General features: G+C 29.6%; 17 protein-coding genes. 3 read left to right on the forward strand and 14 right to left on the reverse strand.

Annotated features, from left to right (window positions below; genetic code table 11):
- The first annotated feature begins 19 nt into the window (after positions 1-19).
- The 3 genes from M947_RS20205 to M947_RS20215 are packed head-to-tail and all read left to right on the forward strand — an operon-like array spanning position 20 to position 2,664.
- Complete coding sequence (locus tag M947_RS20205; RefSeq protein WP_021287952.1) at positions 20-919, forward strand: nucleoside-diphosphate sugar epimerase/dehydratase; 900 nt, start codon at positions 20-22, stop codon at positions 917-919.
- Positions 909-1,319 (forward strand): glycerol-3-phosphate cytidylyltransferase, encoded by a 411-nt coding sequence (gene tagD, locus M947_RS20210; protein WP_021287953.1) that lies wholly within the window; start codon positions 909-911, stop codon positions 1,317-1,319. The genes M947_RS20205 and tagD overlap by 11 nt, the downstream gene beginning before the upstream one ends.
- A gap of 4 nt (positions 1,320-1,323) precedes the next feature.
- Positions 1,324-2,664, forward strand: a complete 1,341-nt coding sequence (locus M947_RS20215; protein WP_021287954.1) for a glycosyltransferase family 2 protein — start codon at positions 1,324-1,326, stop codon at positions 2,662-2,664.
- Here the strand turns inward: M947_RS20215 and M947_RS23275 are convergent.
- The 14 genes from M947_RS23275 to cysC form a co-directional block, all read right to left on the reverse strand.
- A complete protein-coding gene (locus tag M947_RS23275; RefSeq protein ID WP_081666484.1) occupies positions 2,659-3,720 on the reverse strand; it encodes a glycosyltransferase family 2 protein in 1,062 nt (353 codons plus the stop codon). The genes M947_RS20215 and M947_RS23275 overlap by 6 nt on opposite strands.
- On the reverse strand, positions 3,692-4,681 hold the full coding sequence (locus M947_RS20225; RefSeq protein ID WP_021287956.1) for a GDP-L-fucose synthase family protein: 990 nt from the start codon (positions 4,679-4,681) through the stop codon (positions 3,692-3,694). The genes M947_RS23275 and M947_RS20225 overlap by 29 nt, the downstream gene beginning before the upstream one ends.
- Before the next feature lie 4 nt (positions 4,682-4,685).
- Positions 4,686-5,582: a GDP-mannose 4,6-dehydratase gene (locus tag M947_RS20230; protein WP_031348065.1), complete on the reverse strand. Its 897-nt coding sequence runs from the start codon at positions 5,580-5,582 to the stop codon at positions 4,686-4,688.
- Positions 5,575-7,011: a mannose-1-phosphate guanylyltransferase/mannose-6-phosphate isomerase gene (locus M947_RS20235; protein ID WP_021287958.1), complete on the reverse strand. Its 1,437-nt coding sequence runs from the start codon at positions 7,009-7,011 to the stop codon at positions 5,575-5,577. Before M947_RS20235 ends, M947_RS20230 begins: the two co-directional genes overlap by 8 nt.
- Positions 7,004-7,708, reverse strand: a complete 705-nt coding sequence (locus M947_RS20240; protein WP_021287959.1) for an NAD-dependent epimerase/dehydratase family protein — start codon at positions 7,706-7,708, stop codon at positions 7,004-7,006. Before M947_RS20240 ends, M947_RS20235 begins: the two co-directional genes overlap by 8 nt.
- A 20-nt stretch (positions 7,709-7,728) precedes the next feature.
- Positions 7,729-9,342 carry a glycosyltransferase gene (locus M947_RS0112035; protein WP_021287960.1) on the reverse strand — a complete coding sequence of 538 codons (1,614 nt, stop codon included), beginning with the start codon at positions 9,340-9,342 and terminating at the stop codon, positions 7,729-7,731.
- Positions 9,339-10,088: a class I SAM-dependent methyltransferase gene (locus M947_RS20245; protein WP_021287961.1), complete on the reverse strand. Its 750-nt coding sequence runs from the start codon at positions 10,086-10,088 to the stop codon at positions 9,339-9,341. Before M947_RS20245 ends, M947_RS0112035 begins: the two co-directional genes overlap by 4 nt.
- On the reverse strand, positions 10,085-10,843 hold the full coding sequence (locus M947_RS20250; protein ID WP_021287962.1) for an FkbM family methyltransferase: 759 nt from the start codon (positions 10,841-10,843) through the stop codon (positions 10,085-10,087). Before M947_RS20250 ends, M947_RS20245 begins: the two co-directional genes overlap by 4 nt.
- A complete protein-coding gene (locus M947_RS20255; protein ID WP_021287963.1) occupies positions 10,824-11,834 on the reverse strand; it encodes an SPASM domain-containing protein in 1,011 nt (336 codons plus the stop codon). The genes M947_RS20250 and M947_RS20255 overlap by 20 nt, the downstream gene beginning before the upstream one ends.
- A gap of 21 nt (positions 11,835-11,855) precedes the next feature.
- A complete protein-coding gene (locus M947_RS20260; protein WP_021287964.1) occupies positions 11,856-13,127 on the reverse strand; it encodes a hypothetical protein in 1,272 nt (423 codons plus the stop codon).
- Between the two features lie 117 nt (positions 13,128-13,244).
- Positions 13,245-14,486, reverse strand: coding sequence for a nucleotide sugar dehydrogenase (locus tag M947_RS20265; RefSeq protein ID WP_021287965.1), 1,242 nt, complete (start codon positions 14,484-14,486; stop codon positions 13,245-13,247).
- Between the two features lie 297 nt (positions 14,487-14,783).
- Positions 14,784-15,533 carry a GNAT family N-acetyltransferase gene (locus M947_RS20270; protein ID WP_021287966.1) on the reverse strand — a complete coding sequence of 250 codons (750 nt, stop codon included), beginning with the start codon at positions 15,531-15,533 and terminating at the stop codon, positions 14,784-14,786.
- Positions 15,520-16,506 carry a glycosyltransferase gene (locus M947_RS20275; protein ID WP_021287967.1) on the reverse strand — a complete coding sequence of 329 codons (987 nt, stop codon included), beginning with the start codon at positions 16,504-16,506 and terminating at the stop codon, positions 15,520-15,522. The genes M947_RS20270 and M947_RS20275 overlap by 14 nt, the downstream gene beginning before the upstream one ends.
- A partial coding sequence (cysC, locus tag M947_RS20280) for an adenylyl-sulfate kinase (protein ID WP_021287968.1) occupies positions 16,487-16,931 on the reverse strand: 445 nt, incomplete at its 5' end. The genes M947_RS20275 and cysC, both read right to left, overlap by 20 nt.

Raw genomic sequence — 16,931 nt, forward strand, 5'->3', positions numbered from 1 at the left:
TTTGATTTTAAGGAAGAGTATGTGTAAAGAAAAAATATTAATTTTTGGTGTAGGAGTAGCGGGTAGAGCACTCTATAGAGAACTAAACAGTACGCATAATATTATTGGATTTATAGATAACAACAAAAGACTAGATGGCACTAAATATAATAATAAAAAAATACACTCTTTAGATAAACTGCCACTTCTGAGCTTTGATAAAATAGCTATTACTGGTATATGGGTCAATAGTATGAAAAACCAACTACAAAGTCTGAATATCAAAGATAGCAAAATAATGGAAATAGCTGATAACGCTATAAATTTTTCTACTCAAAGCAGAACTAAAGAAACAGATAATATTATGAAAAATATATCTCAAATATTTACTGATAACAAGATAGATTACTACATAATCGGTTCATCACTTGCTACACTCTTTAGAAATAAAGATTTATCATCTGTAGCTGATGTTGATCTATTTTTAACATCACAAAAGGATGCGATTAGCTTTTATGATTTTATAACAACTAGCCCTTTATTTAAAGAGTACGATATAGAAAAAGTTCTTTACTTAGAAGATGAGATCCTAGTAAAAAAAGGCGATATTAAAAAAATCATAATCTCATCTAAATCTATAAAAGCTCAAGAAGAACCTTCCATCATTGACATAAGCATTGCTGACTTTTTGGATGAGAAGTACATGGTTAGACACGGAGTAAACTATATCTATATACCAAAAAATTTATGTGAGGGGCTTAGGTACCATAAATACAAAGACTTAGAGCTTCAGATACCTTTTTTAGCAGAAGACTATCTCTGTCTATTGTATGGAAAAAACTGGATAATCCCACCAAAAAAATGGGATCAGAGTGATTATGGAAACTTACTCTCTCCTGTAGAGGTGCAAAAACTAAAAGAGTCTCTTGGTGCAAGATAAAACTATTATAACTTATGGAACTTTTGATATGTTTCACATTGGACATTTAAAACTTCTTCAAAGACTAAAAAAACTTGGTACAAAACTCATAGTAGCGGTTTCAACTGATGAGTTCAACACCATTAAGAGGAAAAAAACACTCATCCCTTTTGAACAGAGAATTTTGATAGTTGAAAATATTAAATGTGTTGACATGGTTATAGCAGAGCATAATTGGGAACAAAAAGCAAATGATATCGTAAAGCATAATGTAGATATTTTTGCTATGGGTGATGATTGGAGAGGAGAGTTTGACTTTTTAAAAGAGTATTGTGAAGTGCTTTATTTACCAAGAACGCAGAATATCTCTTCGACTAAAATGAAAACTGATTTGCATGAATTTATAAAATTATTAGATTAATAATATGCCAGAAATCAGCGTAATTGTTCCAGTATACAACTCTTCAAAGTATATAAAAAGATGTTTAAGCTCAATTATTGAACAAACATTTAAAAATTTTGAATTAATTGTTATTAACGATGGCTCAACAGATAATAGTGGCAACATTATTAATAAATTTAAAAGCAAATGCAATAATATCCATGTGATTCATCAAAAAAATCAAGGCGTCAGTAAGTCTAGAAATTTAGGGATATCGCAATCTACTTCAAAGTATATTTGTTTTGTAGATAGCGATGATGCTGTAGAATCGACAATGCTTGAGGATTTATATTCTATGGCAATAAAAAATGATAGCGATATTATTTATTCTCCATATCTAAAAAAACTACATGATGGTTCTTATGTAATTACTTCACGAGGAGTTTTAAAAAGCAATAATTCTCAGGAAGCTTTAAATCCAAATTTATCTTCAAGTATTTGTGGTCAATTGTATAAAAAATCTCTCTTTATTGATAACAGTATTGAATTTCCTGATGATTTAGTTTATGAAGATCAATTAATAGCTATACAGCTGTTATATTTTGCAAAAAAAACATCTACACTGCAAAGAGCTTACTACAAATACTATAGTACTCCTGCTTCTATTACAAATGAAGTCAGCATCAAAAAAATTGATGATATATTCAAAATCATCTCAATAATACGAGAGTTTTATGCAAAATATTTTAATCCTGGAGAGTATGAAATTCATCTCTTAGCTAAAACATTAAAACTACTCAGTGGATATATTCTTAAGTACTTAGTGGTTAGTAAAAATATAGAACAGATTGAGTACTTATTAGAAAAAATTTATGATTATAAGTTTTTTAATAAAGAAATTTTTAGTGAAGTATCACTAAAATATTTTGGTATTTACTTCTCTTTCGCATCAGAACTTATTACTTTAGAACATTATATAGTGAATTTTCAAAGCTATAAATTATTTCCAAAAAAAACAGTAAATACTTGTAAAAGACTATTAGAAGTTGATGCAAATATTTCATTTGAGTATTTAATAACGAAAGCTTTACTAAAATCAAACATATACAAAATTATCATTTATGGCGGAGGAAAAATATATAGTGAACTTAAACCTTTACTGAAAAAAAACAAGATTGAAGTTATTGGATTGATAGATAAAAACTTGGTTTGTCCAAACTCATTAACACTACAAAATTATTTTCAAGAAGCTAATAATCTTCCTATTGTTATTACAAGCATTGCATTTGCAAATGAAATAGAACAAACTATTAAAAATCACCCAAACTATAGCAATAATTGTGTAATTATTAGTGCTAAAAATATTCTAAATAATATTTCATAATTGCAATACAATTATTTTATTTGCATTAACGCCATGATTGAGAATCTGTTCTTTAATCTTTAACTCTCTTCCTAATACTGCTATAATGATAATTTCAAAATCAAAATTTAAAATATCTTCAGGTGAATAAACATCTACATCTGTAATAGTGAAATTGTTTTTATCAAAAATAACACTAACTTTTTCTTTTAACAAAGAGTGTATAGTTTTACCAATAGTTCCATATCCGTATAGTGCTATTTTAGAATATTTTTTTGATAAGGATTCTATTGAATTATAAAAAGAGTTGAATTGCTTTGAGAATTTAAAGTTATCTATATTGGAATCAAAATGGAGTGATTTATAAAAATTAGACTCTCTAGCTAACTTTGAATCATTTGAATAATCTAATAGTATCTTTATTGATTCAATATTTGCTCTAAAATTTTCTTGTTCAGAAAACCCTCCAGCTAAAAAATCAACAATAGGAAAGTTAATAAATTGAAAGTTATATTTTTTAACGAAACAACTCAATACAAAATTATAATCAGCGGCAATGGGAAACTCTAAAGAAAATTTTTTTTCTTTCATTATATTGGTTTTTGTAAATAAAGCTTGATGACAACAAAAAATACCATTAAAGCCACCATCTATGCCTTTAGCTTTTCTATATGTTTTTTTATTATTTTCAAGATAGTAAATATCTCCACATATCAAATCAGTATTAGAATCTAGATTTTTAATAACTTCAGAGAGAGTGTTTTTTTCACAAAAACTATCCCCTGCATTCATAAAATTTATCCACTCTCCAGTTGCGGCGTCTATGGCTTTGTTCATAGCATCATAAATGCCACCATCAGGCTCACTTATCCAGTATATTATGTACTTTTCATATTTTTTTATGATATCAATAGTTCCATCTGTACTTGCACCATCTATAATGATGTATTCAATATTTGGATAGTCTTGTTCTGCTACACTTTTTATTGTCTGTTCTAGGTATTGCTCAGCATTGTAAGTTACCGTTACTACTGTTACTTTTGGATGATTACTTTGTTTCATTCTTATACCACTCATACATAGTTTTAATTCCTTCTTCAAGCTCTACTTTATGCCTCCAGCCAAGATTATGTAGCTTTGTAACATCTGTTAGTTTTAACATTGTGCCATCTGGCTTATTTGTGTTAAAGTGAAGTTTACCTTTGAAACCTACTATCTCTTTTATAAGGTTTGCTAACTCTTTTATGCTTATGTCTATACCTGTGCCGATGTTTATATGTGTGTTGCGGATCTCACTTTTAGATTCCCAGTCAAGCTGAGAATGACGGGATGGTTGGATCTCTTTAAAGTCTATTTTCTCCATCAGATATACACAAGCATCAGCCATATCCTCACTGTACATAAATTCACGTCTAGGGTTACCACTTCCCCAGATTTCTACTCTTTCTAGATTATCTACTTTTGCTTCGTGCATCTTTCGTAAAAGTGCTGGCAAGACATGTGATGTTTCTAGGTCAAAGTTATCATTTGGTCCATAAAGGTTTGTAGGCATTACGCTTATAAAGTTTGTGCCATACTGGATGTTGTAGCTCTCACACATCTTGATGCCCGCTATCTTTGCTACAGCGTATGGCTCATTTGTGTACTCTAATGGGCTAGTTAAAAGTGAGTCTTCGCTCATAGGTTGCGGTGCATCTTTAGGGTAGATGCAGGTGCTTCCTAAAAAGAGTAGTTTTTTTACCTTATGTCTGTAGCTTTGATGGATGACATTGTTTTGGACTTGAAGGTTTTCATAGATAAAGTCTGCTCTATATGTGTTGTTTGCTACAATTCCACCAACTTTTGCAGCGGCTAGTATTACATACTCTGGTTTTTCTTTTTTGAAAAACTCTTCTACATCTTTTTGATTTAACAAATCTAACTCTTGGTGAGTTCTAGATACTAAATTTGTGTAACCTTTTGACTGTAGGTTTTTTACTATAGCAGAACCTACTAAGCCTTTGTGCCCTGCTATGTATATTTTACTTGATTTATTCATAATGCTATTCGTAATAACTCATAGTATTGTACCCACCATCTTTTAGGTAAACATCTTTTGTCATGAGTTTTAAGTCTGACTTCATCATATCGTTTACTAAATCTTGCAAGTTAAATTCTCTACTCCAGCCTAGTTTTCTTTCAGCTTTGGATGGATCCCCTAGTAGTAAGTCAACTTCAGTTGGGCGAAAATATCTAGGATCAACACAAACTACTACTTGGTTAATTTTTAATTGTGGATTATGTTTTATAAATAGTGTAGATTTAGCTAACGCTTCTTTATATTTTACTTCATCTATGCTCTTTATAATTCCAACTTCATCTACTCCAATTCCTTCAAACCTAAGCTTAATTCCGCAGTATTCAAAAGATAGTTTTACAAAGTCTCTTACTGTTATCCAATAAGCGTATATTTTTGCTACTGCATAAGGGCTTCTTGGGTAAAAAGGTGTTGTTTCACTCTGTGGTGTTTCTTGTACTTTTCCATATAGTTCAGAAGTAGATGCTTGATATATTTTTGTTTTAGCAGTCAAGCCTAGTAGTTTTACAGCTTCTAAAATTCTAAGCGTTCCTGTTCCATCAGCATTAGCCACATACTCAGGTGTTTCAAAAGATACTGCAACATGACTCATAGCAGCTAGATTATATATCTCATCTGGTTGAGTTTCTTGAATAATTCGTGTTAAATTCATAGAGTCTGTCATATCCCCAAAGTGTAATATTAGGTTTCTATATTCTACATGGGGGTCTTGGTATAGATGATCTATTCTATCGGTGTTAAAAAGTGAACTTCTTCTTTTTATGCCGTGAACTTCATAGCCTTTTTTTAGTAAAAACTCTGCTAAATAACTTCCATCTTGTCCTGTAATTCCAGTTATAAGTGCTACTTTTTGTTTATTCATTATTCTCTCTTTTAAAATCATCTTCTAATCTTACAATATCATCTTCACCCGTGTAACTTCCCACTTGAACTTCAATTATAACTAAAGGCTCTTTAGTATCATTGCCCAATCGATGAATATTTCCTGCTTTTATATAGGTACTCTCATTTTCGTTCAATAAAAAAGTTCTATCTTCAACCTCAACCGTGGCAGTTCCACTTACAACTGCCCAGTGCTCATTTCTATGGAAATGTTTTTGCAGACTGAGTCTTTTGCTGGACTTAACTATTATTCTCTTTATTTTATACCCTGCTGCCTCTTCTAGTACTGTATATGTTCCCCACGGTCTATGTCCTGTCATATGATTGTTAAGCACTAAGTGTTCTGTACTATGCTTTATCTTATTTACAATATTTTTTACTTTTTGTGTTTCACCTTTTTTTGCGATAAGAAGTACATCTACTGTATCAATTACTATAAAATCTTTTAGTCCTATAGTTGCGATTATTTTATCACTGTTATAGTTATGATAAAAGTTATTTTCACTATCTTCTTCATAACACTTAGCACTTAACCCAACACACTCATCAGAAAGAGCATCAAAGCTTCCTACATCACTCCAACCTATATCGCTTGGTACAACTTTTACTTTAGTTGATTTCTCCATCACTGCATACTCTATAGAGTCTTCGGGGATAGCTATCATATCTTCGTGTTTTATTCTTATGAGATTACCACTCCTCGGAAGTGAGGTTTTAACCTCGCCTACTGCTTTACTAAACGCACTCCTACATGCCATATAGATTTCTGGTGAGTACTTCTCTAACTCATCTAAAAAGACACCAGCTTTAAACATAAACATGCCAGAATTCCACAAAAAGGTGCTAGATGCTAGGTGTTGGGCGTTAAGATTATTCTGTTGTAAATATTGCTCTGCTGTTCTTAAATCAGGCTTTTCATGAAACCTCTTAACATTTGAAGCTTCCGCTTCAATATATCCAAACCCAGTCTCAGCAAATGTAGGTGTGATTCCAAAAGTGACAAGGTTATCTTCTTGGGCTAATTTTTTTGCCTTTTGGATAACTTTTTGGTATTCGGCTTCATCTTTGATGAGATGGTCGCTTGGAGTAACTAAAACTACTTCATCTTTATCTAAAGCCATGCAAGCAAGCGCAAGAGCTGGAGCAGTATTTCTTCCAACTGGCTCTAAGAGGAAACTTGAATCTTGAATGTTAAATGTTGCATTTTCTTCTAGTTGATCTTGGGCTAAAAAATACTGCTCTGTGTTGGATACTATAAATTGACCGTCACAAACTTTTGAATTTCGATCAACTGTTAGTTGAAAAAGTGACTTGTTATCAAAAAGCTTTACAAACTGTTTTGGCATAAGAGTTCTGCTTATAGGACATAGTCTTGTTCCACTTCCTCCGCATAGGAGTATATTAGTCATTATTTACTCTAAGTTCATGAATCTTATATTTTAGAATTAACGATTCTATCGAAGGTTGTTGCATGTTTGTTTCTTTCATTATCCAAGATACTTTTGCAATATCAATTTTAAAGTCACTGCCCTTATTTATAATTGATTTTAAAGATTTTTTATTTAATAGTGTTTCAATGGTTTGAATAAGATCTTCTACAAGAATACTTTTTTCATACGCAATATTAACCGTATCGTTTCTATATAAATTATTTTCAATAACATATTGTATAATTTTAACAACATCTTCAATATCCACAATATTCCGAGTAGCATATTTCCATAAAAAGAACTCTTTGTACTCTTTAATTGAATCAAATAAATAATTTATTATCGTATTTGGATTTCCACCTTTGCCTATAACATTTGGAAGACGAAAAATAATATAATTACCAGAAGTAGCTTGAATTAGCTTTTCTATACTAAGTTTGTGAATATTATATTTTGTATCTTTTAAATCAGGAAATTCAATACTGCAACTACTAAAATAAATAAATAATTTTTTTGGATACTCTTGTAGAAAGTTTTTAACCATAGAGTACTCTCGTGTAAATTCACTCTCTAAATTTAAGTTTGAACTTGAAACACCTGAAGCAAAAATAAGAATATCATCAACAGAGTTGTATTCATAAAAAGCTTTTGCAATCATTCCATTACCGACAACCATTGATATCCCCCTTTTTAATATTACAAATCAAATATAATAATTTTATGACGAGACACATTTAACTTTTCAACCAAATATTGAACTATCGCTTTTTCTCTTCCTAAAACACTAATGATGATTTTATCGTAAGAAATATCTTTCAAGCTGCTTGGATGAAAAATCTTTTCCTCACTTGATGAACTGTATTTTTCATTATTTGATAAATCTACATACGCAATGATGTTATTTGGAATAACAGCATAAACAGTTTGGCTAACCGTTCCTGCACCATAGATGACACACTTGAAATTATCTTTTTTAATATTAAATAATACTTCATAAAAACTTGGAGAATTATAATACTCTAAATAATTGCATGAGGGTTGGACAAGCGTTGAATATGATTCTAACGCTTGTGGCATATATTTTTTCTTTACTACTTCTTTGTATAAATTATAATATTGCTTTGCTAAAACTCTCAAATCAAACTTTGCAAGTGCACTTGTTCTTGCATTCAATGACAAATCATCATACAATTTATTGTGTAAAATCCATTCAATTCCTAAAATCAAATCTCCTTTTTTAAATGGTTCAACAAGATAACCATTCTTTTTATGCGTAATCATATCTTTATTCCCATCAACATCAAAAGCTACAACAGGAATTCCACATAAAAGACTTTCAACAACAGTATTGGCTAAATTTTCTTGTAACGATGGAACAATCATAATATCAGCTGTATTGTACACCAGTGACAATGAAACTTCATCACTTACTTCAGGAATATAATAAATTGGCAGTTCTAACTCATACGTATTTATTTGTTCATGGCATCCTGCTATAACAAAAATTGTGTTTTCAATTTTTAATAACTTTAATGCTTCTAAAAGCTCTTTTGCACCTTTTCTTGGATCTCCTAAGGGATTCATTGCACCAAATAAAATGACTTTCTTATCCACAGGAATTTTAAACATTTCTCGACATTCTATTTTATTTAAGGGTTTAAAAATACGCCCATCTGCACCACTTGGAATATGAAATATTGAATTGTTTTTAGTTAGTGCACTTTGTTTTAAGCATTCAACTATCCACTTACTTGTTCCCACAAAATTAATACTTTGTGTATTTTTATAAGCAAAGCTTTTTCTATTAAAAATATCTCTACTTAAATCATTTTCTGTGTGACTATTTAATACTTTGCACTTGCCACAACTTTGTTTATATCTATCACACCATTCATCATAGTGACAACCCCCTGTCAATGCCATCATATCATGGCAATTCCAAATGATATGGCTTTTAATTTTAGGGATATCTTCAATTCGAATCATTCCCATTGCAACCCAGTGAAAATGGACAATATCTGGATTTAAAGAGTTGATTTTATTAACTAATTTTGTAGAGTCTATATTGGACACAGAAAACAGTGTTTTACTTTTATTAGGATAGTCTATTAGCTCTTTATAAACACTTTTTCGGATATTGAGTGCCTCTTGTTTAGTCAATAAAGAGATAACTGTCGAATCGGTGGTTGTCTTAGCTTGGACAATTAAAGTAGAATCTAGTCCGAGCTCTATAAGTGAATGATGCAGTCTATTCGCCGCCCTTGCCGCACCACCTTCAATTTCAAAAGTATTTACAATAAGTATTTTCATTTAAATGCTTCCATAAAAAGAGAGTCAGGTTTTCTAACACTACCATCAGCCTCTATGTCTAGTAAATAAGCATTGAAATTAACAATATTTGACTCATCTGCATCTTTTTTACTTATACTGTTAAAACCCTCTTCTTGAAGTAGTTTTTTTAGCGAATACTCATCATACATCCATTGATGCACCTCGCCAGAAGTTCTAAATTTTCCTATTTCTTCTATACTTTTATGAGCACACTCTTTTTTTATTTTTGTACTAGGATTTTTTCTAATACTCTTAAGTGTGTTTTTCACTTCAGAGCCTAATCTTTGGACTACAAACCCTTCTTGTGGCATAGGGTTTTGTTTCCAGTAGTTTAGCATCTCTCCACCACCATAGTTTCGAACCATCTGATCGAAAAGTTCTATCATTGTCCATTCATACTTCTCTTGAGAGTTTTTATCTTCTTTTTTTGCACCTTCTAAAAACTCTATATAGTTTCTCATTAACTGCTCTAAATCAGGCACAACTATCCTAATGATACCATCAGGTTTTAAAACTCTGTAACACTCTTTTAAAAATCTAGATGCATCACATTTTTGAAAATGCTCTAGCACATGTGAACTATAAACTACATCAACTGAAGAGTCTTCAAAAGGAAGTTTTTCAAGTAGATTATGCACTTTAACATATTCACTATTTGATTTAAAATCAAAATTTTCCCAATCTTTATGATACTTATTTCCACAACCTAGATTAATTAGTCTCATACTCTATATCCAAAAATATTTAGTTGATTATCAAAGCCAACATAGTTTTTAATTGATTCAAATGGATGCTTGGATTTAACCCCTATGTGTTCTATATAGTATCTAAAACCACTGTTTTCTAAAATAGATAGTATCGTAGATAATGTTTGAGGTTTATCTATAAAAGAGTGATACTCTATAAAGATTTTTTCTACATTATCTAAATATTTTTCACACTCTATTAAAACTTCAGTTTCAGCTCCTTCTATATCTATCTTTAGAAAATCTACTTTTTGTTTTTTTATAAAATCACTTAGCTTCAAAGTTTTTATCTCTACTATATTTGCATCATCACTTTGTGCAATTCTTCCTCCATCAGCTCCTTCAGAAAAAAACTTCAGTGTAGTTTCTTCATTCCATAATCCTTTATTGATTAGAGTAACATCTTTTAAATCAAAAGAGTTAATATTGAACTGCAAATAATCAAAAATTTTCTTATCAGGTTCAAAAGCAATAACTTTTGCATCAGGGTATAATTTTTTAAAGTAGATTATACTAAGACCTATATTTGCACCACAGTCTATAATTATTGGCTTTTTATCTTTTGAAGTAAACTTATATATCTCTAGACCAAAAAGCTCATGATTGAGAAAGAGTAATGATGCTGCATCGGGAGCTTTAATTGTTTTATTTAAAAATTCAACTGATATTTCTTTAAATCTTGGATACTTCAATAAAGTATTATAGTCATCATTTTTAAAACGTCTTTGTTGCATAAGAGTCACTTTCAAAAGAATTTATAAAACGGTAGTTTACTGGTTGTATTTCAATAAAGTCATCTATTTTATTGTTTTTTAGATATTTTTCATCTATTTGCAAAAGTTTTGCAATATTATTTCCACCTATAATTATTTTTTTAAAGTTGTACTTTTTATGAATGTGTTTATTATTATGAATTGTTTTTACAATTTGCTCTCTTGTTCTTTGGATAATTTTATTCCAATAGTCATCGCCTGTTTTATAATTTATGTATCCACTAGTATTCGAATCGTGAATAATTACACCTTTAGGATTTATACCCATAGACCATTCAATAAATAGAGGTAATTCGTGCAAATTAAGAGGACTAAGTAAGTATTTTATAAATAAATTAGAAGATGCTGAATTAAATATTTGCTCACAAAAATTAAAAGTATGTTTAATATCTAACCCCATTAGAGTTTTGTATGTTAAATTCTGAAACCCTACAAAAGAAACTTGGATATTATCAAAAGTTTCTTTCGCATACTCTACTTTTTTGATATTGTTACCATTTGTAATAAGTGTTATATTTGACTTGCTCATTTCTTGTTTTACTTGACTAATCCAGTTCATAGTTTCATTTTGCACAAGTATTTCCCCACCCTGTACCATGATATTATCAGGATTTGTTAACTTAAGAAGCTTCATTAGTGCAAGATAGTTCTCATTGTTGTAATAACCATCACTTTCAGGTGCATTTACGCAGCACATTGCACATGTAGCCTGACAGGCGTAAGAAGTTTCTATATTGATTTCTTTATATCTTCCAAGCTCTGAAGAACCACTCACCAATTCATAACTCTCACATTTGCACACTGCAGAAAAAGCTTTTATTTTACTTTCTAAATCGTTATCTCTAATATTTCCTATCTTCATATTTGGCTTATTCCATGTCCCACAACAAGGAAATACATCACCATTTGATTGAATAAATAATCCTTCTTTATGACAAGCTGTTTTTACCATAATTTACATCCTTTTAATCTGCTAAAATATTTGAATAAATCTATCATTATCGATGCCATCCAATGATTTTATAATTTCCTCTTCTCTTCCAATGACACAAATAATAATTGCATCATAGTTAAATTTTTTTATATCTTTAGGAGAGTAAATCTTTTCTTGTGTAGTGTCTTTAGAAATACCAATATTGTTTTTATCAACAATGCCAACAATCTGGCTACTTAAAAAACTATATACCACTTTACCTACTGTTCCATACCCATAAATTAAATACCGCTTATTATCATTTTTTAATTTACTTAATTTTAAGTAGAACTTATTGAATTCTTGAGAAAAAACAATTTTATTTTCATAACAATTTATATTGTTCCAGCCCAATAATTCAGCAACTTTACTATATGATACTTTGCATTCAAAACCAAGTTCTTTTTTTGCAAAATCTATGTTTAGTACTCCATCTTTTGGATGTTCTTTAAAAAAAATAGGATATTTCTTTCTAACTGTTGAGCTCAAACGTCCATAATAGCAATTATCTATGATATGGGGGTTTTCTTTCATATAATTTGTTCTTTCCATTTGTTCATAGTCAGGTTCAATATACTTACCATATATTGTAGTTTTACAACCACTATATGATGCGTAAGCAATGTGAGAGCCAATACTATGACTTGAAACATACTCAAAACTTCTAAATATTCTATTCATTCTAGCTAAAGCATTTTTGTCAAATACATCCGCACCTTCTATCCAAGGAAAATTATATTTTTCGATTGTTTTAGTCCATAAATTATGTGTGATACAAGATTTGCTAATGCAAAAAACAATCAAGTCAAAATCATCTCTAACACTATCTATACTTTTTACATACTCTTCTTCATTTATTTTTTGAAAATTCTTATCCCACTCAAGTGTATGCATTGGCATTACTAAGAGTGTATTTTCATATCTTTTAATTTCTATGTCATTATCATCTATATATATGTAAGGAACGCCAATGCACATACTATTGTAATACCCTAATGAATAAAGTACTCGCTGCATTTTTATATTTTCACTATAGTAGTTTCTTTTATGACTTAGGGTGTGTTTAGATATTACTTCTTCAATTGATTTTATATCTCTATGAATCCAGCCATGATTACAGTCTGAGGTGCTTAATGGAGTGTCTTTAATTCCTAACTTAGAGGCAATATAATGTGAAAATCCATAGCAATCAGCTTCTGTCCTAACTTTTATTTTTTCTTCTTGTGGTAATGTAGAAATTATCTCATCTAGAATATTATTATATAATTCCATCTTAATCCTTCGTATTGTTAATATTTATATTCAGGTCTTTTATATTGTCTATTTCTATCCAATGTCTATCGTAATCACGACTCTTATTTTAAATTTTTACATAAATTATTTAGTAAATTAAAGTCTCCAGTCAGCTTTCTTGGAAATATTTTTAACATCTATAATTAATGTATTATATGTAAAGCTTAAGTTTTTAAATTCATCATGTGCAACTGCAAAAATAACAACTTTGTACAAATCAAAATTAACCTTTTCTTGCATGTTGATTTTATATTCACTGTAAACTTCTTTTGAATTAACCCATGGATCATACACATCTACATGAAAGCCATACTCTTTTAATTCGAAAATTATATCAACAACTTTTGTATTTCTTATATCAGGACAATTTTCTTTAAAAGAAATACCCAAAACTAATATTTTAGCATCTTTTATAGACATACTCTTTTGAATAATAAGTTTAATTGTTTTTTCGGCTATATATTTTCCCATGCCATTATTTATTACCCTAGCACCTAAAATTAAATTTGGTTTATATCCTAACTCTTCTGCTTTAAATGTAAGATAATACGGATCCACTCCTATACAGTGCCCTCCTACTAGTCCAGGCTTCAGTTTAATAAAGTTCCATTTTGTAGCTGCTGCTTCTATAACATCGCTTGTATCTATTCCCATAGTATCAAATATTAAAGCCAGTTCATTCATCAAAGCGATGTTTACATCTCTTTGAGTGTTTTCAATAACTTTTGCAGCTTCTGCTACTTTTATAGAGCTTGCCTTATGAGTGCCTGCTATTATTATACTTTTATATAACTCATCTACAACTGTTGCAATTTGTGGCGTTGAACCTGATGTTATTTTAGGTATTTTTGTAATTGTGTGCTCTTTATCACCTGGGTTAATTCTTTCAGGGCTATATCCACAAAAAAAATCTTGATTATATTTCATATTTGAGCTTATTTCAAGCTGTGGAACACATATTTCTTCTGTAACACCTGGATAAACGGTACTTTCATAGATTACGATATCATCTTTTTTGAGTATTTTCCCAATCATTTGTGAAGATTTTATCAAAGGAGTTAAATCAGGTCTATTAGTACTATCAATTGGAGTTGGAAGTGTAACTATATATATATTACAATCTTTTATATCATCAAGGTTCGTTGAAAAAATCATACCATTTTTTAAAGACTCTTTTACTTGAAGTTTAGAAAGTTCCAAAGTTCTATCAAAGCCACTATTTAATTCATCAATTCTAGATGCATTTATATCAAAACCCACTACTTTATATTTTTCAGAAAATGCGTGAGCTAACGGTAGCCCAACATAGCCAAGTCCTATTACGCATATTTTTTTCATCTTAACAATCCTTTTGATTTCTAATATTAATCTCAATTTAAATTACTTACAAGTTTGTTATCTGCTTTCGTTTTAAGAAACAAGTTACCAAAATTTCAATATTTAAACTCATCACAAGTGCTTTTTTATAACTGTATAGTTATTGTTTTATTGGTGTTTGTATTTAAAGATTGTTCTAAATGCTTTCTTCGAGACCCAATACAATTACTAGTATAATATCATAATTCATATTTTTAATATTTTCAGGAGATATAATGTATTAATTGCTTCTATATTCGATACCTGGGTACGATGTAGTTACCATTTATGCAAAACTGTAGAAATTTTGTTTATTTTACTTAATCCATTATTAATATAAAAATTTAATGCATTAATATTTTTAACTTGAGTTCCTACTCTAATTGTATAACCTTTAAAATATCTTATTGCATTGTCAATTAAAGCACTGCCTATACCTAAATCTCTGAATTTGTCTATTACAGCTACAAAAAAAAGTGATGCTACTTTATTATCAATATTAACTAAAACAATACCAGCTAATTCATTATTAACTTTAGCACAAAACATATGTTTCGAGTCTGATAATTCATAATTTTTTAAATAATTCATCCATAATTCATCAGCTTTTTTATTATCAATATTTAAGTCCGTATGAAATCTTGTTAATGTAAATACTTCTTCAAAGTCGGTATAAGGTAAATTTTTATTTTTGCTTTCTTTGATGATTTGAACCTCAGAAGAGAGTTTCTTCTTTTTTTTATTTGTTACATATTCTAATGTAACTTCCGTATCAATATAATAAAATCCACACTCTTGCAAAAATGAGAGTATTTTGTATTCACTTTTTGTATCTAACTTAACTGTAATAAAACTATTTTTTAACTTATCTTTTATTTCTTTTTTAATAACTTCACTACTCATTAATTTAGATTTATTTAAATCTAGTAAATATGACGGTCTATCAAAAAACACACTGTCCCAATCTAGGTATTTAAAATAGTAACAAATCTTTTTATCTTTTAATATCATATCATTAGAGTAATTCATCAACTAACTCCACTATTTTATCTGTATCAAAAATATTTTTATCAACAAGTTTGATTGGATTTAAGATTGCATTTATTAGTTCATTATTTTTAAACTCTCTGTAGCCTAGATATTTAGCCCAACCTTGTTTATCAAAATACCTACATCGTGCTATTTGATGCTCGTAAGTTGCAATTAAAATGGGTGAGATTTTTGTTGCAACCATTTCACTAGAAGTCAGTCCTCCTGCTCCAATTCCTATATCACAATTTAAATACTCATCAAGCATATTAGTAATATTTTGTTTTATTTTATACTTAATATCACTATTTTTCAATCTGCTTTCTAATCCATCTCTATACTCATAGCCAGAACCTATAATGATATTTAATTCTATATTAATTTTTGATTTAATAATACTTTCTACAATTTTTCTAGTAAAATCAAACTCATCAGCACCACCCATAGCTATCAAAATTTTTTTAGTTGGTAAATCAACTCTTCTTTCTACAATATTTTCATAGTAAAACTCTTTAGGCAGTATCACATACTCAGGACCTAGTAAAAAGTTTGTTTTAGGATATCTTTTAGTATCAAAAAACTTATAGGCTTCTACATCCCAATCTATTACTAAATCTAAATCATCTAAAATATGACCATCAAAATTAACTGCTACTTTTTTTACATCTTTATCTAAGCCTAGATATTCAGATAGTTTTCTTTCTGTAATCTCTAAAAACAATATATCAACATCGTACTTTTTTATAAATTTGTTTATATATATTATCTCATCTTTTAGTTTTATAGCAGAATCTATTATAAAGCAATTTGATAAATTATATTTTTTTATCAAATCAACTCCTGCTTTATAATCTTTTACAATGAAATATTTTTTATAAGATTCATCAAAATACCTTGAAATATTGATTAGAGACATCAAATCACCTATACCAATATGGGGCGCTGCATCTGCTCTAAAAAGTATTTTTTTCATTTAAGTAACTCACAATCACATCTACACTCTCTTCTATATCCATCTCATCTGTTTTTATATGGATTTGTGCATTTTGTGGTGCTTCATAAGGCGAGCTAATTCCTGTAAAGTTTGGTATCTCGCCATCTCTTGCTTTTTTATACAGACCTTTTGGATCACGACTCTCACAAACTTCTAGTGGTGTATCTACAAAGACCTCTATAAACTCTTCTGCTCCTACTAACTCTCTTACTCTATCTCTATCCTCTTTAAATGGTGATATAAAAGCACTAAGAACGATTACTCCTGCATCTACAAATAGTTTTGCTACTTCGCCTATGCGTCTTATGTTCTCTACTCTACTTTTATCATCAAACCCCAAATCAGAATTTATCCCATGACGAATATTATCGCCATCTAAGAGATATGTATGGTAGTTTAGTTTA

The sequence above is a fragment of the Sulfurimonas hongkongensis genome (assembly GCF_000445475.1).
GTDB lineage: Bacteria > Campylobacterota > Campylobacteria > Campylobacterales > Sulfurimonadaceae > Sulfurimonas > Sulfurimonas hongkongensis.

Excerpts from the sequence above, each read along its gene's own strand:
- M947_RS20205 (WP_021287952.1), top strand. The coding sequence starts at position 20 with ATGTGTAAAGAAAAAATATTAATTTTTGGTGTAGGAGTAGCGGGTAGA.
- M947_RS20215 (WP_021287954.1), top strand. The coding sequence starts at position 1,324 with ATGCCAGAAATCAGCGTAATTGTTCCAGTATACAACTCTTCAAAGTAT.
- M947_RS23275 (WP_081666484.1), bottom strand. The coding sequence starts at position 3,720 with ATGAGTGGTATAAGAATGAAACAAAGTAATCATCCAAAAGTAACAGTA.
- M947_RS20225 (WP_021287956.1), bottom strand. The coding sequence starts at position 4,681 with ATGAATAAATCAAGTAAAATATACATAGCAGGGCACAAAGGCTTAGTA.
- M947_RS20230 (WP_031348065.1), bottom strand. The coding sequence starts at position 5,582 with ATGAATAAACAAAAAGTAGCACTTATAACTGGAATTACAGGACAAGAT.
- M947_RS20235 (WP_021287958.1), bottom strand. The coding sequence starts at position 7,011 with ATGACTAATATACTCCTATGCGGAGGAAGTGGAACAAGACTATGTCCT.
- M947_RS20240 (WP_021287959.1), bottom strand. The coding sequence starts at position 7,708 with ATGGTTGTCGGTAATGGAATGATTGCAAAAGCTTTTTATGAATACAAC.
- M947_RS0112035 (WP_021287960.1), bottom strand. The coding sequence starts at position 9,342 with ATGAAAATACTTATTGTAAATACTTTTGAAATTGAAGGTGGTGCGGCA.
- M947_RS20245 (WP_021287961.1), bottom strand. The coding sequence starts at position 10,088 with ATGAGACTAATTAATCTAGGTTGTGGAAATAAGTATCATAAAGATTGG.
- M947_RS20250 (WP_021287962.1), bottom strand. The coding sequence starts at position 10,843 with ATGCAACAAAGACGTTTTAAAAATGATGACTATAATACTTTATTGAAG.
- M947_RS20255 (WP_021287963.1), bottom strand. The coding sequence starts at position 11,834 with ATGGTAAAAACAGCTTGTCATAAAGAAGGATTATTTATTCAATCAAAT.
- M947_RS20260 (WP_021287964.1), bottom strand. The coding sequence starts at position 13,127 with ATGGAATTATATAATAATATTCTAGATGAGATAATTTCTACATTACCA.
- M947_RS20265 (WP_021287965.1), bottom strand. The coding sequence starts at position 14,486 with ATGAAAAAAATATGCGTAATAGGACTTGGCTATGTTGGGCTACCGTTA.
- M947_RS20270 (WP_021287966.1), bottom strand. The coding sequence starts at position 15,533 with ATGAATTACTCTAATGATATGATATTAAAAGATAAAAAGATTTGTTAC.
- M947_RS20275 (WP_021287967.1), bottom strand. The coding sequence starts at position 16,506 with ATGAAAAAAATACTTTTTAGAGCAGATGCAGCGCCCCATATTGGTATA.